This window comes from Mesorhizobium sp. M0136 (genome assembly GCF_040322515.1).
In the GTDB taxonomy this organism is placed as follows: domain Bacteria; phylum Pseudomonadota; class Alphaproteobacteria; order Rhizobiales; family Rhizobiaceae; genus Mesorhizobium.
Window position 1 is genome coordinate 166,696 of the sequence record NZ_JAMYTP010000001.1, and the last position, 23,978, is coordinate 190,673.

At 63.3% G+C, this 23,978-nt stretch carries 17 protein-coding genes; 8 read left to right on the top strand and 9 right to left on the bottom strand.

Annotated elements, in window-relative coordinates; all coding sequences use genetic code 11:
• The first annotated feature begins 453 nt into the window (after window positions 1-453).
• The 4 genes from NKJ35_RS00825 to NKJ35_RS00840 all read left to right on the top strand — a co-directional run bounded on the left by NKJ35_RS00825 (window position 454) and on the right by NKJ35_RS00840 (window position 7,580).
• Window positions 454-4,308 (top strand): peptidoglycan-binding protein, encoded by a 3,855-nt coding sequence (locus tag NKJ35_RS00825; RefSeq protein WP_352644348.1) that lies wholly within the window; start codon window positions 454-456, stop codon window positions 4,306-4,308.
• A gap of 191 nt (window positions 4,309-4,499) precedes the next feature.
• Window positions 4,500-5,423: a sulfite exporter TauE/SafE family protein gene (locus NKJ35_RS00830; RefSeq protein ID WP_254816309.1), complete on the top strand. Its 924-nt coding sequence runs from the start codon at window positions 4,500-4,502 to the stop codon at window positions 5,421-5,423.
• On the top strand, window positions 5,423-6,214 hold the full coding sequence (locus NKJ35_RS00835) for a TIGR02186 family protein (protein ID WP_352644350.1): 792 nt from the start codon (window positions 5,423-5,425) through the stop codon (window positions 6,212-6,214). Before NKJ35_RS00830 ends, NKJ35_RS00835 begins: the two co-directional genes overlap by 1 nt.
• A gap of 109 nt (window positions 6,215-6,323) precedes the next feature.
• On the top strand, window positions 6,324-7,580 hold the full coding sequence (locus tag NKJ35_RS00840; protein WP_352644352.1) for an Hsp70 family protein: 1,257 nt from the start codon (window positions 6,324-6,326) through the stop codon (window positions 7,578-7,580).
• A 5-nt stretch (window positions 7,581-7,585) separates the two neighbouring features.
• On the opposite strand, the gene NKJ35_RS00845 is transcribed toward NKJ35_RS00840, so the two are convergent.
• Window positions 7,586-8,488: a LysR substrate-binding domain-containing protein gene (locus NKJ35_RS00845; protein WP_352644354.1), complete on the bottom strand. Its 903-nt coding sequence runs from the start codon at window positions 8,486-8,488 to the stop codon at window positions 7,586-7,588.
• Window positions 8,489-8,767: 279 nt separating this feature from the next.
• On the opposite strand from NKJ35_RS00845, the gene NKJ35_RS00850 reads away from it, so the two are divergent.
• From NKJ35_RS00850 to NKJ35_RS00860, 3 genes are read left to right on the top strand one after another with little or no spacing between them, the layout of a single operon-like run.
• Entirely contained in the window at window positions 8,768-11,701 is a 2,934-nt protein-coding gene (locus NKJ35_RS00850) for a molybdopterin oxidoreductase family protein (protein WP_352644356.1), read from the top strand.
• Entirely contained in the window at window positions 11,698-12,432 is a 735-nt protein-coding gene (locus tag NKJ35_RS00855; protein WP_254816304.1) for a 4Fe-4S dicluster domain-containing protein, read from the top strand. The genes NKJ35_RS00850 and NKJ35_RS00855 overlap by 4 nt, the downstream gene beginning before the upstream one ends.
• Window positions 12,433-12,443: 11 nt before the next feature.
• Entirely contained in the window at window positions 12,444-13,379 is a 936-nt protein-coding gene (locus NKJ35_RS00860; protein ID WP_352644358.1) for a dimethyl sulfoxide reductase anchor subunit family protein, read from the top strand.
• 2 nt (window positions 13,380-13,381) lie between these two features.
• Here NKJ35_RS00860 and pdeM read toward each other — a convergent pair whose 3' ends face one another.
• The 5 genes from pdeM to NKJ35_RS00885 form a co-directional block, all read right to left on the bottom strand.
• Window positions 13,382-14,098: a ligase-associated DNA damage response endonuclease PdeM gene (pdeM, locus tag NKJ35_RS00865; RefSeq protein WP_352644360.1), complete on the bottom strand. Its 717-nt coding sequence runs from the start codon at window positions 14,096-14,098 to the stop codon at window positions 13,382-13,384.
• Window positions 14,095-16,617, bottom strand: coding sequence for a ligase-associated DNA damage response DEXH box helicase (locus tag NKJ35_RS00870; protein ID WP_352644362.1), 2,523 nt, complete (start codon window positions 16,615-16,617; stop codon window positions 14,095-14,097). Before NKJ35_RS00870 ends, pdeM begins: the two co-directional genes overlap by 4 nt.
• 67 nt (window positions 16,618-16,684) lie before the next feature.
• A complete protein-coding gene (locus NKJ35_RS00875) occupies window positions 16,685-17,545 on the bottom strand; it encodes a C40 family peptidase (protein ID WP_352644364.1) in 861 nt (286 codons plus the stop codon).
• A gap of 13 nt (window positions 17,546-17,558) precedes the next feature.
• Window positions 17,559-17,909, bottom strand: coding sequence for a MarR family winged helix-turn-helix transcriptional regulator (locus tag NKJ35_RS00880; protein ID WP_023676939.1), 351 nt, complete (start codon window positions 17,907-17,909; stop codon window positions 17,559-17,561).
• A gap of 69 nt (window positions 17,910-17,978) precedes the next feature.
• Window positions 17,979-19,343, bottom strand: coding sequence for a leucyl aminopeptidase family protein (locus tag NKJ35_RS00885; RefSeq protein ID WP_352644366.1), 1,365 nt, complete (start codon window positions 19,341-19,343; stop codon window positions 17,979-17,981).
• A 122-nt stretch (window positions 19,344-19,465) separates the two neighbouring features.
• Between NKJ35_RS00885 and NKJ35_RS00890 the strand changes: the two genes are divergently transcribed.
• Window positions 19,466-20,287 carry a tetratricopeptide repeat protein gene (locus NKJ35_RS00890; protein WP_254816398.1) on the top strand — a complete coding sequence of 274 codons (822 nt, stop codon included), beginning with the start codon at window positions 19,466-19,468 and terminating at the stop codon, window positions 20,285-20,287.
• Window positions 20,288-20,403: 116 nt separating this feature from the next.
• Here NKJ35_RS00890 and NKJ35_RS00895 read toward each other — a convergent pair whose 3' ends face one another.
• From NKJ35_RS00895 to NKJ35_RS00905, 3 genes are read right to left on the bottom strand one after another with little or no spacing between them, the layout of a single operon-like run.
• Window positions 20,404-21,420 carry a type II secretion system F family protein gene (locus tag NKJ35_RS00895; RefSeq protein WP_254816298.1) on the bottom strand — a complete coding sequence of 339 codons (1,017 nt, stop codon included), beginning with the start codon at window positions 21,418-21,420 and terminating at the stop codon, window positions 20,404-20,406.
• Window positions 21,421-21,429: 9 nt separating this feature from the next.
• Window positions 21,430-22,443, bottom strand: coding sequence for a type II secretion system F family protein (locus NKJ35_RS00900; protein WP_352644368.1), 1,014 nt, complete (start codon window positions 22,441-22,443; stop codon window positions 21,430-21,432).
• 29 nt (window positions 22,444-22,472) lie between these two features.
• A complete protein-coding gene (locus NKJ35_RS00905; RefSeq protein ID WP_352475953.1) occupies window positions 22,473-23,978 on the bottom strand; it encodes a TadA family conjugal transfer-associated ATPase in 1,506 nt (501 codons plus the stop codon).

Consider the following 23,978-nt stretch of genomic DNA (forward strand, 5'->3'; position numbering starts at 1 on the left):
ATCGCAAACGGCGTAATCCGCTCATTTACGTTTACGTCAATTCTATATCGATAGCCGCCCTACCACGCAAGAGCGTTCTAGGCTTGGAACTTTATGCCGCAGCGCCGGCGGATAACCTAAAAAGTCGTTGCCGATTTCGGGAGCGATCATGCGGCTGATCAAACGTCCACGGCGTCTTTTGTGCGTCCAATAGAAGACACCCGGCGCCGTCCGCAGCCAGCCGACAAAGTTGCAACTTCTTAAGCTTGGTTAACGCGTTGTTTACCACGTTGGGGCGAAATGTGCGCATGTCGGTTACCCGTGTCTATCCTGTATTGAATTTTTCACGGTTTTCGGAGCGCGGATGAGACCCGGGAAGCTCGTCTTCCACTGCAACAAGCCAAGCAGTCGCCTTCGTCCCGGCAGGACTTTGGGAACCTGGTGAAAGCCAGCAATTCTGAAACGGGCGCATTGATGAACAGCAAGCGGTCCTACCTCGATACACTCAACGCCGGCAGGCAACGCCGGCCGCACACGACGCTTGAAGAGCTCAACCGCTCCCTGGAAACTCTGGAGCAGCGGCTGGAGCGGACGCGCGAGGAGACGACAAACCACCCCGATCCGCGCCGACCAGCGGCAGAACCGCGCTATCCCAGCGCTCAACCCTATGGCCAGCAGCGCCGGTATGAAGACCCACGCGAGGCGCAGCAGCCGAAAGGTCCAGCAGCGGCCTTCGACCAGAACTACCAGGCGATCGCCCGCGATATCGACCGGGTGCGCGGTCAGGAGGACAGCGTCGCCTTAGCCGGCAAGATCGCCGGGGAATTGCGCGGCCTGCGCGAAGAGCTGCGCCAGCAGATGACCTCCGGCCTGCAACGCGAGTTCGACGTACTGCGCAAGAATATTGAGCGAGCCTTCCAGTCAAATGGCGGCGGCAAAGGCAGCGCCGAACTCGCCGTCGAGTTCGAGCGGCTTTCCGGCGCCATCCAGACACTGGCCGAAAAAAGCGACGACAGAAGCGTCAATATGCTGCGGCTCGAGCTTGAGCAGGTCAAGGCCGCGCTCGATACGCTAGCGCGCGAGGAGAGCGTGCAGGCGGTCGGCCGCCGCTGGGACGAATTCGACCGCCGCTGGAACGCCTTCGAGGACCGCGTCGACGCCGATCAGCGCAAGCGCTCCGACGCGCCCGGCCTGTCGGCGCTGACGGAGCGGCTCGAACAGATCAGCAATGCCGTCAGCAATCTGCCGGAATCGCTGTCGCTGCGCTCGCTCGAAGAAAAGGTGCGCACGCTTGCCGGAGCGGTCGATCATTTCGCTCGCCAGCAGGACAATCGCGGCAGCGACACATTCAGCCAGATCGACGAGCGGCTCGACGAGATTTCCCGCGCGATCGTCGCCTCGACGGTTGCCGCGCAAGCCAATTCGTTCGACCCCGAGCCCTTCGAACGCATCGAGAAGCGGATCGATTCACTGGCCCAGCAAATCGAAGAAGTGTCGCAGGATCGTCCGGGCCGGGAGGTCATCGACCGTCTCAACACATTGTCGAGCCGCGTGGACGAACTGGCCGGCCGAGCCAATCTGCCGGAACAGGCGATGGAGCGCCTTGCCAGGCAAATCGCGCTTATCTCCGACAAGATCGACCACGCACCGGCCATGCCCGACGCCGATTACATCTTCCAGGGGCTCGAACAGCGCTTCGACGTGCTGTCCAGCATGATGGAACGTCGCCAGGGCGACGCCATCGAACAAGGCAACATGCTGTTTCGCGACCTCGAGCGCCGGTTGGACGAGGTCGCCGACAGGCTGGACCAGCGCATGCCGCAGGTCGACAACGCCGACATCATGGATGCCATCGACGCCCGCTTCACGGCACTGGCCAAGCGGATGGAGACACGCGTTCCAGATCCCGCCAACGAAGCGGCGATCCGCGGCCTGGAGAGCCGGCTCGAAGACATCTCAAGCCGGCTGGATTCGTCCGCCGCACAAGTCGCCAGCATCGACCCGGCTTTGATCCGCAGCCTCGAAGCGCAGGTCGCCGGCCTGACGGCGCATCTTTCCAAGCCCGGCACGCCGCTGCCGGAATTCGACGACATCAGCCCGCGTCTCAACGAAATCGAGAAATCGCTGGCCGGAACCCGCGATTCCATCCTCGGCGCGGCGCGCGAGGCGGCCGAGAGTGCCGTCCGCTCGCTGGCCGGATCAAGCGCCAACACGGCGGCCGTTACCGGCCTCGCCCAGGACCTGAAGACGCTCGAGGCGCTGACGCGCCGTTCGGACGAGCGCAATTCGAGGACGTTCGAGGCTATCCACGATACGCTGCTCAAGATCGTTGACAGGCTTGGTTCACTGGAGACCAGCGAACCGGCAAGCGCCGAGTTGAGCAAACGCTCCGGCCGGGCATCCAAGATCTCGGTGCAGGACGCACCGTCGATGGACATCGACCAGTCGCTGCCGTTAACGGGCAACATGGCCGATCTCGACGGCGGCGCCGCCGCGCTCGTGCGCGGAGAGCCAGGTCCGCGAACGCCGGCCGAGGCCGCCGCCGCAGCCGCACTGGCGGCTCTCAGTTCAGACACGACACGTGAAAAGAACGAACAAGGCGGCGGCAGGAAATCGATGTTAGGCGGGCTGGCGCGCGCCCTGAAGGGCAAGAAGGAGGCCGAGACGCCGCCGCTTGCAGGCTCGGCGCCGAGCGCCGAGATACCGAGCGTCGATCTCGACGAGCCCCTCGACCCCAAGCTCGCCAACCGGCCACTGGAACCCGGCTCCGGCGCACCCGACCTCAGCGCCATCATGAAGCGCGTGCGCGACGAGCGCGGGCAGCCGGCCAGAGAAGGCAGCGCCGAGGCGGCGAAATCGGACTTCATCGCGGCAGCCAGAAGGGCCGCGCAAGCGGCGGCCGCCGAGGCGGACGCCCTCAAGCGCCAGTCGACGATGAAAGGCCCGGTCAAGGCACTCAGGATCGGCGACCTGCTCAAGGCGCGGCGCAAGCCGATCCTGATGGGGGCAATCGCCATCATGCTGGCGCTTGCCGGCCTGCAACTGGGCAAAGCCTTCTTCTCCGACCCGGTCGAAGTCGCCGACAATGAGGCGGCGCCGGCCGTGCCCGTACAGCCGGTGGAAACCGCATTGGCCAGCGTTGCCAGCGAGCCGAAGGCGGACGCGCAGACAACAACACAGGAGAGCGAGCCGTCGCCCACCGTCAGGCAGGCCGAGCCATCCGCATCGATGACCAAGGACGACACGGCGGCGCAAACCGGCCCCGCCACATCGGCAGCCGAGGCATCGACGGCGCCCTCGCCTTCCGGAGCGTCCGCTGACCTGGCGGCGCCAGACACCACGGCCGCAGTGCCCGCGCCGGCAGCGGCGACCGCCGAGCCAAAGGCTGCCGCGCCTGCTATTGCCCCCGCTGCCACGCAGGACACGACCGGCACTGTGCCGCCGGCGGATGCTGCCCCGGCAGGCGTTGCCAAGATCGACGTTCCGGCCGATGCCGGGCCGGCCGCCCTGCGCGATGCAGCGGCCGGCGGCGACGCCAAGGCGCTGTTCGAGATCGGCTCGCGTTACGCCGAGTCGCGCGGCGTTAAGGAAGACATGACGGCGGCGGCCAAATGGTATGAGAAAGCTGCCGAACTCGGTTTCGCACCGGCAGAATACCGCATCGGCAACTTCTACGAGAAGGGCATCGGCGTCGCACGCGACATCAAGAAAGCGAAGACCTGGTACCAGCTTGCCGCAGAGCAGGGCAATGCCAGCGCAATGCACAATCTTGCCGTGCTGTTTGCGATGGCGGCGGACGGCGTGACCGACAACGAATCGGCAGCACGCTGGTTCCAGGCGGCGGCGGATCTCGGCGTCAAGGACAGCCAGTTCAACCTCGGCATCCTCGCGGCGAAGGGTGTCGGCATGAAGCAGAATCTCGAGGAGAGCTATAAATGGTTCGCGCTCGTCGCCAAGACCGGCGACAAGGATGCAGCGGCCAAGCGCGACGAGATCGCCAAGGCGCTGAGGCCCGAGCAGTTGGAGCGTGCGCGGGCCGCGGCTGAACTGTGGAAAGCCAAGCCGCTCGATCCAGCCGCCAATTCGGCCGACATTCCTGAATCGTGGCAGGACGGCACACCGCAGACGACCGCCGGCATCGATATGAAGAAAGCGGTCCAGAACATCCAGCGCATTCTCAACAAGAACGGCTACGAGGCCGGCAATCCCGACGGCATGATGGGCCTGAAAACCAAGAACGCAATCATGGCCTTCCAGGCCGACAACGATATGAGGGCAACCGGCGCGATCGACGAAAAGCTGGTCAAAGCGCTGCTCGCGCGTAAATAACGGCGGATGCGTCGTTTCCGCGACGCCCTTGCCACAGATTTGCCTGTTAACTGATTGAGTTGTTTTTTGTTTCGGCGGCGCGGCGAAGTTTGACTTCACCGCCCGGCCGGCGCAAGAACGAAATAGCCTTTTGGCGCAAAATGCCCGCAACGGTTGCATTCGCCAGGAGGCAAACTGATCGAGACTGACGGGTGGGCATCTATCTCCCGATCGCGGAAATTTCCGTCAACATCTTCGTGCTGCTGGCCATGGGTGCGGCGGTGGGTTTCCTGTCGGGCATGTTCGGCGTGGGGGGCGGCTTTCTCATTACGCCGCTGCTGATCTTCTACAACATACCGCCGGCAATCGCGGTCGCCACCGGCGCCAACCAGGTCATCGCTTCCTCCTTCTCCGGCGCCCTGTCGCACATGAAGCGCGGCACGCTCGACTTCAAGCTTGGCGGCGTGCTTTTAGGCGGTGGCATCGTCGGCTCGACCGGTGGTATCTATGTCTTTGCGCTCCTGCGCCGGCTCGGCCAGCTCGACCTGTTTATCTCGCTGCTCTACGTCGTGCTGCTCGGCACTGTCGGCGGACTGATGCTCGTCGAGAGTGTCAATGCATTGCGCGCCACTCGCAGCGGCGCCGCACCGGTGTTGAAGAAATCCGGCCAGCACAATTGGATCCACCGCCTGCCGCTGAAGATGCGGTTCAGGGCCTCAAAGCTCTTCGTCAGCGTCATTCCGGTGCTTGGGCTGGGCGCGGCGATTGGCTTCCTGTCGTCGATCATGGGCGTCGGCGGCGGCTTCATCATGGTGCCGGCCCTGATCTACCTTTTGAAAGTGCCTACCAACGTCGTCATCGGCACCTCGCTGTTCCAGATCATCTTCACCTCGGCCTACACCACGCTGGTCCACGCCACCACCAACCAGACCGTCGACGTCATGCTCGCTTTCCTGTTGATGGCAGGCGGCGTAGCCGGCGCGCAATATGGCGCCAAGGCCGGTCAGCGGCTGCGGGGCGAGCAACTCAGGGCGCTGCTGGCGCTGCTGGTACTGGCGGTCGCCATCCGGCTTGCAATCGATCTCTTCGTCACGCCGCCCAATCTCTATTCGCTGTCCGGCGTGGGCCTGAGCTGATGGCTGGCTTAAGGACGCTCGCGGCCGCCGCCTTGCTGTCGCTGCTGGCGGCTGCGCCACCGGCGAAGGCGCAGGCGCCTCTGACCGAAAATATCCAGATCGGGCTTTCGACCGACAATGTCTCGATTACCGCCGGCTTTTCCGGCGCCGACCTTACCATCTTCGGCTCGCTGGAAAATGCGGATCCGCTTGTCGCGCGGCAAGGGCGCTACGACGTGATCGTCGTGCTGGAAGGCCCGGCCCGACCGGTCGTCGTGCGCCGCAAGGACCGGGTGCTCGGCGTCTGGGTCAATCTGGAGTCGGAGACCTTCAAAAACGTACCTGTCTCCTATTCGGTGGCGACGACGCGGCCGCTGCAGGACGTCACCGATCCGAACAGCTACAAGCAGCTGTCGCTTGGCGCCTCGAACCTCTATTTGCAGCCGGCCGACGCCGGCGACAGCCCGGCGACAATCGAGGAGTTCACCGCCGCGCTGCGCGAACGCAAGGCGGCGACCGGCCTCTACAGCGAGAATGTCGGCGGTGTGCAGTTCCTGTCGCAGAACCTGTTCCGCGCCACCGTCAGGCTCGCCCCAAACGTTCCGGTCGGCACCCACAAGGCCCGCGCCTTCCTGTTCAAGAGCGGCCTGTTCATCAAGGAAAGCTCCGCCCAGCTCGAAATCCGCAAGTCCGGTTTCGAACAATCGATCTTCCGCGTCGCCCACGACTACTCGTTCCTCTACGGTGTCTTTGCCGTATCGCTGGCCATGCTGACAGGCTGGCTCGGAAGACTGGTCTTCAGGAAAGACTGAACTCTCGTAAAAGTGGTTTCCCTTTCCGAGGGTATGGGTTAGACCGCGACCCCCGGGCCCGACCGGACACGAGCTGCTGCTCCCCAAATCAGAAATACAGGAACGCACGATGCGACCAGCATTCGCCGGGATCGACTTCGGCACTTCGAATTCCACCGTAAGCGTGGTCAGGAACGGGCAGCCGCGGCTGGTGGCGTTGGAAGACGGCCAGGTCACGCTGCCCAGTGCGGTGTTTTTCAATTTCGAGGACAACCGCACCTATTTCGGGCGACGCGCCCTTGCCAACTATACGGACAGTATCGAAGGCCGCCTGATGCGCTCGTTGAAGAGTGTGCTCGGCAGCTCGCTCGCCCACGAAAAGACACGCATCAAGGCGCGCTCGATCGGCTTCATGGAGATTGTCGGCCTGTTCGTCGGCCATCTGAAAAAGAAGCTGGAAGAAGAAGCCCATGACGCGGTCGACAGCGTCGTGCTGGGACGGCCCGTGCAGTTCGTCGACGACGATGCCCAGGCTGACGCGAAGGCGGAGCACGAACTCGAAAATGCCGCTCGTGCCCACGGCTTCAAGCACATCGCCTTCCAGTTCGAACCGATTGCCGCGGCACTCGACTACGAACAAAAGGTGACGCGCGAGGAACTGGCGCTGATCGTCGACATGGGCGGCGGCACGTCCGACTTCTCCATCGTGCGCGTCTCGCCCGAGCGCGCCCGCTCGCTTGACCGCAAGGACGACATCCTGGCCAGCCGCGGCATCCACATCGGCGGCACCGACTTCGACCGGCTGTTGAGCATCGCCCATGTGATGCCGCAGCTCGGCTATCTCTCACTGACCAAGGATGGCAAACGTAATCTGCCGGCGAGCTACTTCATCGACCTGGCGACGTGGCAGCGCATCAATCTGGTCTATACCGCGAGGGCGATGACGCATCTGCGCCAGATCCGCTATGAGGCGGAGCGCGCAGACCTGGTCGACCGCTTCATCCACATCGTCGAGCATCGTTATGGCCACGCGCTGGCGGCGCTGGTCGAAAAGGCCAAGATCGAGCTGACGGACCGTTCGTCGGCCGATGTCGAGGTCGCGCTGCCGGAGGTGAGGTTCACGGCAGAAATCACGCGCAAGGGTCTCGAAGCCACCATAGCCAGGGACATTGAGCGTGTTGCGGCTACGGTCCAGCAGACCATCCGCGACGCACAGGTGAAGGCCTCGGACATCACCGCGGTGTTCTTGACCGGCGGATCGACCGCGACCCCGCTGGCCAGGCAGCGGATCCTGGCGCTGGTGCCGCAGGCGTCGGTAATCGAAGGCGATGTGTTCGGCTCGGTCGGGCTTGGGCTGGCGCTCGACGCGCAGCGGAAGTTCGGCTGATCGGCTTAAAGCGGCGCGGGTATCTCAGCTTTGCCGCCAAGATGCGCCTTGAGCGCCATCTGGGCCAGGCTTGGCTGCCGGTCGCGATGCGTGATCATGGCAAATTCGCGCTTCGGCAGATCGACCGGCACAGAACGTAGGCTACCTTCGGCGACCGCGCGTGCGACGACGAGTTCCGAGATGATGCTGGCGCCGGAGCCGGCCTCGACCGCCTGGCGAATAGCCTCATTGCTCGGCAATACCAGGAATATCTGCAGGTCCGCGAACGAAATCCCGTCGCGTCGGGCAAGGTCCTCCAGCGCCTCGCGCGTGCCCGAACCGCCTTCGCGAATGATCCAGCGAAGCCCGCCAAGATCGGGATGTCCAGGCGAAACTTCCGCGATCTCAGGGTGCGAGCGCGCCACGACCAGCATCATGCGATCGATATCGACCTTGGCACGCCGCAAAATGTCGGATTCGGTGCGCCCCTCGACCAGGCCAAAATCGGCTGCGCCATCAAGTACATCGGTCTCGACCTGCCTGGTGTTGCCAATGCTCACGCTCAGCCTGACGGCAGGATAGGCTTCGTGGAAAGAGGCGAGCCGGCGCGGCAGCCAATAGCTGGCGATCGTCTGGCTGGCAGCTATCGAGAGACTGCCGGTGATCGTTTGCGAGACATGCTCCAGCACGTTGTGGGCGGCCGCAGCCCGCTCGAGGACCGCCTTGGCCTCGGGCAAGAATCGGCGTCCGGTTTCGGCGAGCTCGATGTTGCGGCCGACGCGGTTGAACAACTGGACGCCATGCTGCTGTTCGAGCGAGCGGATCGCGGCGGATGCGGCCGACTGTGAGATGCCCAGCAACTCGGCCGCTTTGGTCATGTGCGCCCGTTCGGCGACGGCGACGAAGATCCGCAACTGGTCCAGGGTCATTCCGACACTAAGAAGCAAATCCGATTGGAATTACAAGAGCAAGTTGTTAGACGGATCGGTCGCTTTGTTCTAAATTTTGGCTCGAAATTGGAAAAAAGTCGCGCCAGAGCAGTCGAGGGTAGAATTGGTGGGGCGGTTCAAATCCGTGTTTGCGCACTGGACCCGCAGCCTGCGGCGGCGGCTCTTGGGTGAACGCTATCGCCCGGAAGAGCATTACATGCGCGGCCCAGGCCCGAAGACGAGAGCCAAGTTCGCGGGGCGCAAGAGCATCACCGGATCATGACCAACAACCTGCTGCGCGGAGCTAATTCGGCACCATCACAACGGCCGCTTGCCGATACGCGAGCGCCCGCTGAACGCGACGGCGTCGATACTTCGCCTGATGTCTCCGACAGCATCGCCAAGACCACCTGCTATATGTGCGCCTGCCGCTGCGGCATCGACGTCCATATCAAAGATGGCAAGGTCCGCTACATCAACGGCAACAAGGATCATCCGGTCAATCGCGGCGTGCTGTGCGGCAAAGGCAGCGCCGGCATCATGCAGCATTACAGCCCGGCCCGGCTAACGAAACCATTGCTGCGCACCGGACTGCGCGGCTCGGGCGAGTTCCGCGAGATCGAGTGGGAGGAAGCTTTGTCGCTCGCGACAGAGCGGCTTTCGAACATCCGCCAGACCGATCCGAAGAAACTCGCCTTCTTCACCGGCCGCGACCAGTCGCAATCGCTGACCGGTTGGTGGGCGAGCCAGTTCGGCACGCCGAACTTCGCGGCCCATGGCGGTTTCTGCTCGGTGAACATGGCAGCCGGCGGCCTCTACACGATTGGCGGCTCGTTCTGGGAGTTCGGCGAGCCCGACTGGGACAACACCAAGTATTTCATGCTGTTCGGGGTTGCCGAGGACCATGATTCCAATCCGATCAAGATCGGCCTCGGCAAGCTCAAGGCGCGCAGCGCCAAGGTGGTTTCAATCAATCCCTGCCGCACCGGCTACAACGCGATTGCCGACGACTGGATCGGCATCCGGCCCGGCACCGACGGCCTGTTTGTGTTCGCCCTCATCCACGAATTGCTGAAGGCAGGGCGCGTCGATCTCGACTACCTCTTGCGCTACACCAACGCCCACATCCTGGTCATTCAGGAGCCTGGAGCCGCCGATGACGGGCTGTTCCTGCGCGACGCCGACGGCAATCCGCTGGCTTGGGACAGGGTGGCGAAGACGCCTGTCGACGCCGGCGATACCGACGCAAAGCCCGCACTGACCGGCAACGTTCTCGTCGACAGCCGCCGCTGCGTGCCGGTCTTCCAACTCGTCGCCGAACGCTATCTGGACGAGTGCTATTCACCCGACGCCGTCGCTGACCGGTGCGGCATCTCCGCCGACACGATCCGACGCATTGCTGCAGAACTCGCTCATGTCGCCTTCGAACAGCAAATCGAACTGCCGGTGGCCTGGACGGACTGGGCCGGCCGCCGGCACAAGACCATCAAGGGTCGGCCGGTGTCGATGCATGCGATGCGCGGCATCTCGGCCCATTCGAACGGGTTTCACACTTGCCGCGCCATTCATCTGCTTCAGGTGCTTCTCGGCACGGTGGACGTGCCGGGCGGCTTCCGCTTCAAACCGCCTTATCCGCGGTCCGCGCCGCCGGGTCCAAAGCCCGCCGGCAAGAATGTGAAGCCGATGACACCGCTCGAAGGCATGCCGCTCGGCTTCGTCTGCGGACCTGAGGACCTGCTGATCGATGAAGGCAGCAGGCCTGTTCGTATCGACAAGGCATACTCCTGGGACGCGCCGCTGGCCGCCCATGGGCTCATGCACACGGTCATCCGTAACGCCTGGGCAGGCGATCCCTACAATATCGACACTCTGTTCATGTACATGTCCAACATGGCCTGGAACTCGTCGATGAATACGGTCGAGACGATGGCGATGCTGACCGATATCGATGCGTCGGGCGAGTATAAGATCCCGTTCATCATCTATTCCGACGCTTATTATTCCGAGACCGTGCCTTTTGCCGATCTGGTGCTGCCGGACACGACCTATCTCGAGCGTCATGACTGTATCAGTCTGCTCGACCGGCCGATCAGCCACGCCGACGGTCCGGGCGACGCCATCCGCCATCCCGTCGTCGAGCCGGACCGCGACGTCAGGCCGTTCCAGACGGTGCTGATCGAACTCGGCGCGCGGCTCGGTCTGCCCGGTTTCGTCGATGACGACGGCTCCGCCAAATACCGCGACTATGCCGACTACATCGTCAATCACGAGCGTACGCCAGGTGTCGGTCCACTCGCCGGCTGGCGCGGCAAGGACGGGACCTTGGTCGGCAAGGGCGACGTCAATCCCGACCAGTTGCAGCGCTACATCGACAACGGCGGCTTCTGGCACCAGGATTTCGCCGCCGATCAGCGCTACTATAAGATGGCCAACCGCTCCTATCTCGACTTCGCGGAGAGCATGGGCTTCACCCCGAAAGCCGAGCCGATCGTGTTCCAACTCTATTCCGAGCCGATGCAGCGCTTCCGCCTGGCGGCACGCGGCCATGGCCGGGTGCTGCCGCCGGAAGCCGAGCGTAGCCGCATCGAGACCTATATGGATCCGCTGCCGTTCTGGTATGCGCCCTTCGAAGAGACTGCGGTTGACAGCCAAGCCTATCCGCTGCACGCGCTGACGCAGCGGCCAATGCACATGTATCATTCCTGGGGCTCGCAGAATGCCTGGCTAAGGCAGATCACCAGCCAGAACCGGCTGTTCGTGCATCACCGGACCGCCGCCAGCCTCGGGCTTGTCGATAACGACTGGGTGTGGATCGAGAGCATCAACGGCAAGGTCAAAGGACAGATCAAGCTGGTCGACGGCGTCAACGCCGATACGGTGTGGACGTGGAATGCGATCGGCAAGCGTCGCGGCAGCTGGGGGCTCAAGGATGACGCGGCCGAATCCAATCGCGGCTTCCTGCTCAACCACATCATCGGCGACCAGACCTCCGCCGATGCCAGCGGCAAACGTTATTCGAATTCCGATCCGGTGACCGGCCAGGCGGCGTGGTTCGACCTGCGCGTGCGCATCGTCAAATGCGCGGCCGAGGAAGCCGGCTTCACCGAGCCGCAGTTCGAACGGTTCCGGCAGCCACCGCATTTCGAACCCTCGCCTGACAAGCTCACTTACGGCGCAGAGTTCCGCCGGGAAAGAGAAGCTGCCAGACCATGACCTGCCTTCCCGCCCAAACCGACAAGAAGCTCGGCCTGGTCATCGATCTCGATACCTGTGTCGGCTGTCAGGCCTGCGTCACCGCCTGCAAGGAATGGAACACCGGCGGACACATGGCGCCGCTGACCGACATCGATCCTTATGGCGGCGACGCCGACGGGGTCTGGTTCAACCGCGTGCACAGCTATGAGCACATGACTGAGATGGGTGGGCGCACAGTCAATTTCCCGCGCTCCTGTCTGCATTGCGAGACACCGGCCTGCGTCACCGTATGCCCGACCGGCGCCTCCTACAAACGGGCCTCGGACGGCATTGTGCTGGTCGACGAGGACAAGTGCATCGGCTGCAAATTGTGCAGTTGGGCCTGCCCCTATGGCGCGCGCGAGTTCGACACCGATGTCGGCGTAATGAAGAAATGCACGCTGTGCGTCGACCGTATCTACAACGACAATCTGGCGGAAGAAGATCGCGTTCCGGCCTGCGTCGCTGCTTGCCCGACCAGCGCGCGGCATTTCGGCGATCTGGGCGATCCGGCATCGGCTATCTCGCAACTGGTGGCCGAGCGCGGCGGTGTCGATCTGATGCCGGAAATGGGCTATAAGCCGACCAACAAATATCTGCCGCCACGTGCCCACACCACCCGCGCCGCATCGGTGCCGGCGCCGGCGCTTGAAGCGGTGCGGGCCGAAGGCGGCTTCCTCGGCTGGGTCGACCGCATGCTTTCGAACTAACCCGCGTCTCAATGCATCCAGCATTTTCCGTCGTCTTTTTCACCACCGCCACGGGCGCGGGTTACGGCCTGCTCGCACTCCTTGGCGTGCTCGCCGGACAGGGCTTTATCCCGCCCGATTTCTGGCTTGGCCTCACCGGCATGGGGCTGGCGCTTGGCCTGATCTCGGCAGGCCTGCTGTCGTCGGCCGGCCATCTCGGCCGTCCCGAACGCGCCTGGCGTGCCTTCTCGCAATGGCGAAGCTCCTGGTTGTCACGCGAAGGCGTTGCGTCGGTTGCGACGTTCATGCCGGCGGGACTGTTCGGTATTGGCTGGGTGGTCCTCGGCCGTACGAGCGGCTGGGTGGCTGTCGCCGGGCTGCTCGCTGCCATCGGCGCGGTCGCAACCGTCTGCACCACCGGCATGATCTACGCGTCGTTGAAGCCTATCGCCCAATGGCACAGCCGCTTCACCCTGTCCGGCTATCTGATCTTTTCGGCAATGACCGGCTGCGTGCTGCTCAATGCGCTGCTGCAGGGTTTTGCCGTCGGCTCGAATACGCTTCTCGCGGCTGCCCTATTGCTGACCGTGCTCGGCTGGGGCTGGAAGCTGGCGACCTGGCGGTACAACGACCGGCTGGAAATCCCGACCACCGCCAACACGGCGACGGGTCTGGCCGGCGGCATGGTGCGGTCGATGGAATGGCCGCATACCGAGGAAAACTACTTGCTCAAGGAGATGGGCTTCCGCATCGCGCGCAAGCACAGCGTGCGGCTACGCCAGATCACGCAGGTGCTGGCCTTTGCTTTGCCTACGTTGCTGTTGGTGGCGGCGTTCGCCCTGCCGTGGCCTTATGCGGCGGTTTCGTCGATGCTCGCCACAATCGCCCAACTCGCCGGCATGCTGGTCGAGCGCTGGCTGTTCTTCGCCGAGGCCAAGCACACCGTCACTTTGTACTACGGCAGGTAGGTTCAGCCCGGCCTGAGCATCGCGTGGGAAATCGCGAAGATGCGTTCGGTGCCAAGCATGTAGGCTATCAGCGTTTCACGGCGGAACAGCCCGGCATAGGCGCGATCAAGCAGATTGAGCGAGCCGGTATAGGCGCCGAAGGCCGGCATGATCATGCGGCCGCCATCGCCAGCAAAGCAGCGCCGCCGCACCGAGCGGCCTTGCTGCACGATGCGGGCGCAAGGATGCAGATGGCCTGATATCTCGCCCTCCACCCTTACCGCCGAAGGCTCGTGCCGGAAGAGCAGAGAGCCGATGGCCAATTCGCGCACGGTCTCGCCGGGCAGGTCGGCCGGTGCTTCAGGATCATGATTGCCGGTGACCCAGAACCAGTCGCGCCCAACCATCAGGCCTTCCAGCCTTTCGCGAAAGCTTGCGTGCATGCGCGCAGCGCCGCCGCCATCGTGAAAACTGTCCCCCAGGCTGATGACGATCGAAGGCTGGTAGTCGGCGATTACCGCTTGCAAGCGGAGTAACGTGGCTCCGGTGTCGTAAGGGGGAATCAGCATGCCGCGCCTGGCCAGCGAAGAGCCTTTTTCCAGATGCAGGTCGGACACGGCCAGAAGCCGAAATTCGGGAAAGTAGAGCACGCCGCGGCGGTCGCAGACCGCGCGTTCGCCGGCGATATCGACAGAGCCCACCTCCGCCAGAGGTGCAGCCATGGCTAGCGCGACAGTCATTTCGTCCCCATGGCCTCCTCGACCAGCGTGGCTGCATCCATCAGCAGCGTGTCATCGGCCTCGCCGTGCACCGGCATTTTGCCGATCTCGAGCATGATCGGCACGGCGAGCGGCGATATCTGCTCGAGGTTCTTATGCATGATTCGACCCTGGACGCGCGAGAGCATCTCGGCAAGTCTGCTGACATCCAGCAGACCGGTCGCGGCGTCGGCACGCGTCGCCTGCAGCAGGATATGGTCAGGCTCATGGCTGCGCAGCACGTCGTAGATGAGATCCGTCGACACGGTCACCTGGCGGCCGCTCTTCTCTTGGCCCGGGTGGCGTTTCTCGATCAATCCCGAGATCAGCGCGCAATTGCGAAAGGTGCGCTTCAACAACCAACTGCCGGCGAGCCAAGCTTCGAGGTCGTCGCCCAGCATGTCCTCGTCGAAGAGCGCTGCCAGCGACGGTTTCTTCGCCTTGAACATCCGGCCCATATCGGCAAGCGACCATATGGCAAGCGCATAGTCGGTGGCGACGAAGCCGAGCGGCTTGGCTCCCGCCCTGTCGAGGCGGCGGGTGAGCAGCATGCCGAGCGTCTGGTGCGCCAGCCTGCCCTCGAACGGATAGGCCACCAGATAGTAGCGATTGCCGCGCGGAAAAGTCTCGATCAGCAGATCGTCGCGTTTCGGCAGCACCGACTTGTCGGCCTGGAAACGCAGCCAGTCGGCGACCTGCTCCGGCAGCTTCTTCCAGCGCTGCGGATCGTCCAGCATGGCGCGAACCTGTTCGGCCAGGTACGTCGAAAGCGGGAATTTGCCACCACCGTAATACGGGACCTTGGCGTCGCTGCCGGGTGCATTCGAGACAAAGCACTCATTCTCGCGGATACCTTCGAAGCGCAGCACCTTGCCGGCGAACATGAAGGTGTCGCCATGCGTCAACGTTTCGAGGAACGCCTCCTCGATCTTGCCCAGAACCCGGCCGCCACGCGAAGCCGCGCCTCTGCTGCCGGGCTGGACGTAGCGGACGTTGAGCGCCGGCACTTCGATGATGGTGCCGACGTTAAGCCGGTATTGCTGGGCGACGCGAGGATTTGAGACCCGCCACAGTCCGTCCTTGTTCAACCGGATGCGGGCATAGCGCTCGTAGTTCTTCAGCGCATAGCCGCCAGTGGCGACGAAATCGATGACGCGATCGAATGTCGGCCGATCGAGATCGGCGTAGGGTGCTGCCGTTCGCACTTCCTCAAACAGCGCATCGGCATGGAACGGCGCACCGCAGGCACAGCCCAGCACATGCTGCGCCAGCACGTCGAGCCCGCCATTGACCAGCGGCGGCGTATCCTGGGCACCGAGATAATTGGCATCGAGCGCCGCCCTGCATTCCAGCACCTCGAAGCGGTTGGCCGGAATCAGGATCGCCTTGGACGGCTCGTCCATACGGTGGTTGGCGCGGCCGATGCGCTGCGCCAGCCGGCTGGCACCTTTCGGGGCGCCGACATGGACGACCAGGTCGACATCGCCCCAGTCGATGCCGAGGTCGAGCGTCGAGGTGGCGACGATCGCACGCAAGGCATTCTCGCCCATCGCCTTTTCGACGCGCCGGCGCTGGGCGACATCGAGCGAACCGTGATGCAGCGCGATCGGCAATGTGTCCTCGTTGACCCGCCACAACTCCTGGAACAGCAGCTCCGCCTGGCTGCGTGTGTTGACGAACAGCAGGGTTGTCTTGTGGCGCTTGATCTCGTTGTAGATCTCCGGCGTTGCATAGCGGGCCGAATGTCCCGCCCACGGCACGCGCTCCTCCGAATCGAGAAGGGATATGTCGGGCTTGGCGCCGCCGGTGACGACGATCAGTTCGGCCATCGGCCCTGGTGGATTCTGGCTGACCAGCCACCGCCGCAATTCGTCGGGCTCGGCGACCGTCGCCGATAGGCCTATCGTCTGCAGGGCGGGCACAAACGAGCGCAGCCGGGCCAGCCCGAGCGACAGGAGATGCCCGCGCTTCGAGGTCACCAGCGAATGCAATTCGTCGAGCACGACATAGCGCAGGTCCTCGAAGAAGCGCCTGGCATCGGACGCGGCAATCAGCAGCGCCAATTGCTCGGGCGTGGTCAGGAGGATGTCGGGCGGCGCCAGCTTCTGCCGCTGGCGCTTGTGTGCGGGTGTGTCACCGGTGCGCGTCTCGACGGTGACCGGCAGCCCGATTTCTGCGACGGGTTTGCCGAGATTGCGCTCGATGTCGACGGCCAGCGCCTTCAGCGGCGAGATGTAGAGTGTATGGATGCCTCGATGCGCCTGCCCCGGCCTTCTCCTCGGTCGGCCGGCCAGTTCGGTCAGCGATGGCAAGAACCCGGCCAGCGTCTTGCCGGCGCCGGTCGGGGCGATCAGCAATACCGACTGCCCGTCCTGGGCTTTGGCCAGCAAATCGATCTGGTGAGCGCGCGGCGACCAGCCCTTTTCCGCAAACCATTTGACGAATGGCTCGGGCAGGACGACGGCGGCATTCTGTTGGGCAAGGCGCGGCTGCTCTGTCACGTGCCAGAGGTAGCGCGGCGATGCGCAATCGCCAAGCAGAATCAGAACAAAAGGTGATCGATTCGCGTTAGGGCCGGCGAAACCCGGTCGGGCCGCCATAGAGATAACCGATACGGGCTACCGCCTCCCTCAGTCCTTCGCGCGACACCAGCATGGTGTGGCCGTTGGCGTGGATCATGGTCTCCGGATCCGTCATGATCGCGACGTGGCCTTTCCAGAAGACCAGGTCGCCGCGCCGCAACCCGGCAAGATCCGGCCCGGGATCGAGCGGTTCACCGATGGTCGCCGCCTGCATGTCGGTGTCGCGCAGCACTTGCCTGCCGGCCATTCGCATCGCAAGCTGCACCAGGCCGGAACAGTCGATGCCGAAGCCCGAGGCGCCGCCCCACAAATAGGGCGTGCCGAGAAAGCTCTCGGCAACGGCAACGTAGTCGGCGGCCGCCTCGGCGACAGGCCTGAGATGACCCGATATGACCGCCTGGCCGGACGGCAACAGCGCATAATGCGTGCCGCGCGTTTCCGCTGAGCCCGTCACCGTCACCAACGATCCCATCGAGAGCTGCCCGCTCACCGGGAAGCGCAAGTCGGGTCCTGGATAGAGAAACGTGCGCGGCACCGAAACGACATGGGTCGGCGCATGGTCCCGCGCGCCCAGTGCCGTGTCGGCGACATAGCCGACGTAGCCGTCGCGCTCGGCCTGTATCCAGGCCCAGCCCCCAACGTTCTCGAAGACGAGGACGTCTTCGCCGAACAGAAGCTGGGTATCGACGCCGGCGTCCGGCCGCGGCGCCCTGCGGATGTCAGCGACGGAGGCTGATATGCGAGCCGGCCGGCCGGCGACGAAACGGTCGGCGGAAACCTCGCCTTTCAGCCTGGCGTCGGCGAGATCGGAGCGGAAGGCATGGAGGCGGGCATCCCTGGCGGTCAAATCGGCAACTCGTTCAAATCGGCAACTCTTGGGCTCTGGCAATGATAACATCGCCAAAGCGCTCGACAAAGAGCGCGCCTTCGACAGTACGCCTGACCAGCACGTTGCGCTTGTCGAGCTCGTCGCGGTGGCGCGACACCAGTTTCAGCGCCCCCATCGTATCGAGCGCACGGGTGATCACCGGCTTGGTGACGTTGAGGCGGGCGGCTAACCCCCGCACCGTGTGTGGCGGCGGATCGAGATAGATGGTGAACAGGATCGCCGTCTGGCGCATGGTGAGATCGGGCGCGTCGTCACGCACCTCGGATAACACCACCTGTTGCCATAGTCGCAAGGCCTGGCTTGGACGCATGATAATCGACATCCGTCCAGCATGACTGAAAATTGTTTCGGTTCCGTTTCAGTCAATACCTTCGTCGGCTATGCCCAAGAATCAAGCGTAGCGGTTCGAAATGACCTGCTCCAGCGCCCGGATGCCTTGCGCTTCGCCACCGGCAAGACCGTGCGGGCGGTCGGACGGGTTCCAGGCGAAGATGTCGACATGCGCCCAGCCGGCGGTCTTTTCCACGAAGCGCTTCAGGAAAAGCGCCGCGGTGATCGAGCCGGCGAAACCGTCTGACGTGACGTTGTTGATGTCGGCCACCTTCGACGCCAGCTTGGCGTCATAGGGCTTCCACAACGGCATGCGCCATAGCGGATCCTCGACCGCAACGGAGGCGTCCGCCAGCTCGGATGCAAGCGCCTCGTCACCGGTGTAGAACGGCGGCAGGTCGGGACCGAGCGCAACACGGGCAGCGCCTGTCAGCGTCGCCATATCGACCAGCATCTGCGGCTCTTCGTCATCGGCCAAGGCCAAGGCATCGGCGAGTACCAGCCGTCCTTCGGCGTCGGTGTTGCCGATTTCGACGGTGATGCCCTTGCGGCTCACCAGCACGTCGCCTGGCCGGAAGGCGTTGCCGGCTATCGAATTCTCGACAGCCGGGATGAGCACGCGTAGCCGGACCTTCAGCCCGGTGGCCATAATCATGGAAGCGAGGCCCAGCACGTTGGCAGCGCCGCCCATGTCCTTCTTCATCAAAAGCATGCCCGAGGACGGCTTGATGTCGAGACCGCCTGTATCGAAGCAGACCCCCTTGCCGACCAGCGTTATCCTGGGGGCATTGTTCGGCCCCCAAATCATGTCGATCAGGCGCGGCGCGTCGGCAGATGCCCGACCGACGGCGTGGATCATCGGAAAGTTGGCGGTAAGAAGATCGTCGCCTTTGGTCACCGATATTTCGGCCTTGTGCGTCGCGGCCAAGGTCCGGGCGGCTTTTTCCAGCTGGCCGGGGCCCATATCGCTGGTCGGCGTGTTGACCAGATCGCGCGCCAGGAAAACGCCATTGGCGATGCGGCGGATGCGGGCAGCGTCTGTGCCTGCCGGCAGCGCGAGGCGAAGGCTCTTGCCTGGCTTCTTGCCGTAGCGGGTGAAGACATAGCCGCCGAGCGCCACGGCGAGTGCCGTAAGCTCCGGCTTGGCGGGTGCCGACGCAAAATGCCAGTCGCCCGCGGGCAAGGCTCTCGCCAGTGCGCCGATGGCCAGTGCGCCCTCGTCATCACCGGTGCCGAACAGGGCTCCGGCAATCGCGCCGTTGTCGCCAGGCACGATCAGCGTCCTGCCAGCTTCGCCGGAGAAGCTGTTGGCCTTGGCCCAGGCGACCGAGGATGGCGCAAGGCCCGCTGCCGCCAGAGCATCCTTCGCCACCAGATGGACCGGCAGCGCATTGCTCAATTCTTTCTCGACGAGTTCGACAGGCATTCGCTGGTCTCCGGGTTTCCGAGTCGGCGTTTCTTAACTCTCCGTTAGGGTTAACAGAATATTTCTGCGGGAGGGAAGATGACCACGCAAATGGTCACGCGATGAACGGAGCCTTGGTGCCGATGCTGACCAACCGCAGGATGAACGCCAGCGCAAACAGGCTGATCAGCACGGCGTTGATGATGGCGCTTGCCGCAGGCGTCGCTGGCTGCGGAACCAGCAAATTGACGACTGGTTCGATTTCTCGTCCAAGCGGCAGGCCGCTGGAAACAATGTCGGCGGGCGAACTGCACAACGCTACGATGGCGCTCGGCCAGTCCTATGCGAAAAACCCCAGCGACAAGCGCATCGCGACAAATTATGCCGCGGCGCTGCAGATGGACGGCGACGCAGACCAATCGCTTGCGGTGATGCGCAAGCTGGCGATCGCCTTGCCGAAGGACCGCGACGTGCTCGCCGCCTATGGCAAGGCACTTGCCGCCAACGGACAGTTCGAACCGGCTCTCGATGCCGTGCGCCGCGCGCAGACTCCTGAATATCCTGATTGGAAACTGGTGTCGGCGGAAGCTGCTATTCTCGACCAGCTGGGCCAAAAGGACGAGGCGCGCCAAGGCTATCGCAAGGCGCTTGACCTCAGGCCGAACGAACCGTCGATCCTTTCCAATCTCGGCATGTCGTACGTGCTGGAAGGCGATTTGCGCACGGCCGAAACCTATATGCGCTCGGCCGCCCAGCAGCCGAATGCAGATAGCCGCGTTCGCCAGAACCTCGCGCTGGTCGTCGGTCTGCAAGGCCGTTTCGACGAGGCCGAGAAGATCGCCTCGCAAGAGCTGTCGCCAGATCAGGCGCAGGCTAACGTCGCTTACCTTCGCCAGATGCTGGCGCAGCAGAATGCCTGGAGCCAGCTCAAGGACCAGGACAAGGCAAAGCCCGCCACCAACTGACCGCTTCGACCGGCGAACCGGCGCGCGAATTCCGCAACATGTCTCACGCAAAGAGCCGCGCTGCACCGGCAGCGTGGCTCTGAATCGTATCAGCGTTTCTGGCAACGCCGCTGGTGCTACTCGCTGCTGGATTTCGGCTGGTCGCCGAAGATGCCGCGCTGGCTCACCTGGATGCCGGCGGGACCAAGAATGATGGCGAACAGTACCGGCAGGAAGAACAGGATCATCGGCACGGTGAGCTTCGGCGGCAGCGCGGCCGCCTTCTTCTCGGCGGCATTCATGCGCATGTCGCGGCTCTCACTGGCAAGCACCCGCAATGCATGCGCCACGGGCGTGCCGTAGCGCTCGGCCTGAACCAGCGCCTGGGACACCGACCTGACGGATTCCAGCCCAGTTCGGCTTGCAAGGTTCTCGTAGGCCTGCTTGCGCTCCTGCAGATAGGAAAGCTCGGCGTTGGTCAGGATGAATTCTTCCGCCAATGCCACCGATTGCGCGCCGATCTCATCGGCGACCTTGCGAAGCGCCGCTTCCACCGACATGCCGGACTCGACGCATATCAGCATCAGGTCGAGCGCGTCCGGCCACGCCATCTGAATCGACTGCTTGCGCTTGGTAGCGCGGTTGTTGACGTAGAGCACCGGCGCGTAGAACCCCGCATAGGCAACCACGATGCACACGAACAGCTTCACGAAAAACGGCTGCTCGGGCAATCCGCCGAGCACGAACAGATACATCGCCGCCAATGCAAAGCCGATGAAGGGCAGGACGAGACGGAAGAAAAGGAAGCGCGTCAGCGGATTTTGCCCGCGAAAACCCGCCACTTTCAATTTCTGCAAGGTACCTTCATCCGCCAGCGCACGCCTGAGATCCAGGCGATCGACAATATTGCGCATGCCGACCGACTGTTCTTCGCGCAGGCCCTTGCGGCGGCGGTCGGCTTCGATTGCCAGCCGCGCCCGCTGCTTGGCGCGCAGCTCATCGCGCTCCAGCGCCACGGATTTCATGCGCGCCTTGAGCTGGTTCCCGCCAAAGGCGGGCAGCAGCGTGAAGACGGTCGCAAACACCGCTATGCCGACCAGCAGTGCGATCAGCAGGGACGGATCGGTGAGAGTTCTGACGACGTGATCGGTCATACGCGAGTCCTAAACTTCGAAATTCATCATTTTGCGCATTACCAGGATGCCCATCGACATCCAGATGCCGGAACAACCGAGGATCAGATGGCCGGTGCTGGTGGTGAATAGGGGCATGATGTAGTTCGGGCTCGTCAAATAGACGAGACAGGCGACGACGAAAGGCAACGCGCCGATGATCACGGCGGATGCCTTGGCTTCCATGGACAACGCCTGGACCTTGGCTTTCATTTTCTTGCGATCGCGAAGCACGCGCGAAAGATTGCCCAGCGCTTCGGAAAGATTGCCGCCGGCCTGAGACTGGATCTGGATGACGATGCCGAAGAAGCTCGCCTCGGTGCACGGCATCGTTTCTGGCATGCGCATGGCCGCGTCGGGGATCGACAAACCCATTTGCTGCGAATCGACGATGCGGCGGAACTCGGTCTTGACCGGCTCGGGGGATTCGTTGGCGATCAGGCGCACGGCATCGTTCAGCGGCAGGCCGGATTTTACCGCACGCACAATGATATCGAGCGCGTTCGGAAATTCGTTGAGGAACGCCTTGACGCGGCGCCCGCGGCGAAACGAGACGAACCAGCGTGGCAAACCCAAGACGCCGACCAGCAGCGCAGCCGGCAAGACCAGCAGCGGTGCGCCGATGAAATAAATAAGAGCCGTCAAGACGACGCCGCAGACCGCCGAGTAGACATAAAAGCGCTCGAGCGAGATCTTCATGCCGGCCTGACGGATTTGGATCTTCAGCGGTGGTTTCTTGACCAGGCTCTGATTGGACTTTTGCTTTTGATCGAGATCCTTCAGCGAATCCTGGACGGACTTGCGACGCTTGGCCGCTTCCGCGACGCGATCGCGCGAAGCCTTGACGACGGAACGATCCGTCTCGGCGGTCTTGATCGATTCAAGCCGCTTGCCGACCTGCTTCTCGGTGCTGATCCGGTTGAACAGGAAAGCATAGGCCACAGCGCCGGCGCTGAAGCCGGCGAGCACGACGAATGCCAATACGGTGCCGTCAATTCCGAACATCGATCCTGGCCCCCACGTTTCCGGACGGATCAGTCAGCGCGCTTCTCCATTGCCTCGAGCGCAACGGCGAGGCGCTGCTCCTCACCGTAGTAGCGGGCGCGCTCCCAGAAATGCGGACGGCCGATGCCGGTCGACACGTGCTCGCCCAGCAGCCTGCCGTTCGCGTCCTCGCCCTTGATGTTATAGAGGACGATGTCCTGGGTGATGATGACGTCGCCCTCCATGCCGATCACCTCGGTGATGTGGGTGATGCGCCGCGATCCGTCGCGCAGGCGTGCAGCCTGTATGATCACGTCGACGGAGCCGACGATGATTTCGCGCACGGTTTTTTGCGGCAGCGTGTAGCCGCCCATGGCGATCATCGACTCTATACGGTTGAGGCATTCGCGCGGGCTGTTCGAGTGGATCGTGCCCATCGAGCCGTCATGGCCAGTGTTCATCGCCTGCAGCAGGTCGAACACTTCGGGTCCGCGCACCTCGCCGACGATAATGCGTTCGGGCCGCATGCGCAGACAGTTCTTGACCAGGTCGCGCATGGTCACTTCGCCCTCGCCTTCGAGGTTGGGCGGGCGGGTTTCGAGACGCACCACATGCGGCTGCTGCAATTGCAGCTCAGCCGAGTCCTCGCAGGTGATGACGCGTTCCTCCCGGTCGATATAGTTGGTCAGGCAATTGAGCAGCGTCGTTTTGCCCGAGCCGGTTCCGCCCGAGATGACGATGTTGCAACGGACACGGCCGATGATCTTGAGAATCTCGGCCCCTTGCGGCGAAATCGAGCCGAACTTGACCAACTGGTCGAGCGTCAGCTTGTCCTTCTTGAACTTGCGGATGGTAAGTGCGGTGCCGTCAATAGCCAGGGGCGGTGCGATGACGTTGACACGCGAGCCATCAGGAAGACGGGCATCGCAGATCGGGCTTGATTCATCGACGCGGCGGCCGACCTGGCTGACGATACGCTGGCAGATGTTGAGGAGCTGCTGGTTGTCGCGGAACCGGATGCCGGTCTGCTCGACCTTGCCGTTGACTTCGATGTAAACGTTCTTGGAGCCGTTGACCATGATGTCGGCAATATCGTCGCGCGCAAGCAGTGGCTCCAGTGGCCCGTAGCCCAAAACGTCGTTGCAGATGTCCTCGAGAAGCTCTTCCTGCTCGGCGATGGACATCGCGAAATTCTTGATCGCGATGATGTCGTTGACGATGTCGCGGATTTCCTCGCGCGCGCTTTCGGGATCGAGCTTGGCCAGCTGCGACAGGTCGATCGTGTCGATCAGTGCGGCGAAGACCTGGCTTTTGGTGTCGTAGTAGGTTTCGCTCTTTTGGCGCTGGATAGTTTTCGGCTCCGGCGCCAATGGCGGCGGCTCGACTGCACGGCGAACCTGCGCTGCAGGCGCGCCGGACGGCGGCAGCGTCGCGGGTCTGGCAGCTATAGCCGCTTCCATGGGGTTCGCGGCAGCCGGCGCAGCAGCTGCGGGTGCGGGCTGACGGAATTCCGGGATGGTCCGGTTGCCGTCGTCGCTGCCTCTTTTACCAAACAT

Bases quoted from the DNA above. Each gene is read 5' to 3' on its own strand.
- NKJ35_RS00905 (WP_352475953.1), bottom strand. From the start codon at position 23,978: ATGTTTGGTAAAAGAGGCAGCGACGACGGCAACCGGACCATCCCGGAA.
- NKJ35_RS00845 (WP_352644354.1), bottom strand. From the start codon at position 8,488: ATGACCCTGGACCAGTTGCGGATCTTCGTCGCCGTCGCCGAACGGGCG.
- NKJ35_RS00835 (WP_352644350.1), top strand. From the start codon at position 5,423: ATGGCTGGCTTAAGGACGCTCGCGGCCGCCGCCTTGCTGTCGCTGCTG.
- NKJ35_RS00895 (WP_254816298.1), bottom strand. From the start codon at position 21,420: ATGACCGATCACGTCGTCAGAACTCTCACCGATCCGTCCCTGCTGATC.
- pdeM (WP_352644360.1), bottom strand. From the start codon at position 14,098: ATGACTGTCGCGCTAGCCATGGCTGCACCTCTGGCGGAGGTGGGCTCT.
- NKJ35_RS00860 (WP_352644358.1), top strand. From the start codon at position 12,444: ATGCATCCAGCATTTTCCGTCGTCTTTTTCACCACCGCCACGGGCGCG.
- NKJ35_RS00900 (WP_352644368.1), bottom strand. From the start codon at position 22,443: ATGTTCGGAATTGACGGCACCGTATTGGCATTCGTCGTGCTCGCCGGC.
- NKJ35_RS00880 (WP_023676939.1), bottom strand. From the start codon at position 17,909: ATGTCGATTATCATGCGTCCAAGCCAGGCCTTGCGACTATGGCAACAG.
- NKJ35_RS00855 (WP_254816304.1), top strand. From the start codon at position 11,698: ATGACCTGCCTTCCCGCCCAAACCGACAAGAAGCTCGGCCTGGTCATC.
- NKJ35_RS00890 (WP_254816398.1), top strand. From the start codon at position 19,466: ATGCTGACCAACCGCAGGATGAACGCCAGCGCAAACAGGCTGATCAGC.
- NKJ35_RS00850 (WP_352644356.1), top strand. From the start codon at position 8,768: ATGACCAACAACCTGCTGCGCGGAGCTAATTCGGCACCATCACAACGG.
- NKJ35_RS00885 (WP_352644366.1), bottom strand. From the start codon at position 19,343: ATGCCTGTCGAACTCGTCGAGAAAGAATTGAGCAATGCGCTGCCGGTC.
- NKJ35_RS00825 (WP_352644348.1), top strand. From the start codon at position 454: ATGAACAGCAAGCGGTCCTACCTCGATACACTCAACGCCGGCAGGCAA.
- NKJ35_RS00840 (WP_352644352.1), top strand. From the start codon at position 6,324: ATGCGACCAGCATTCGCCGGGATCGACTTCGGCACTTCGAATTCCACC.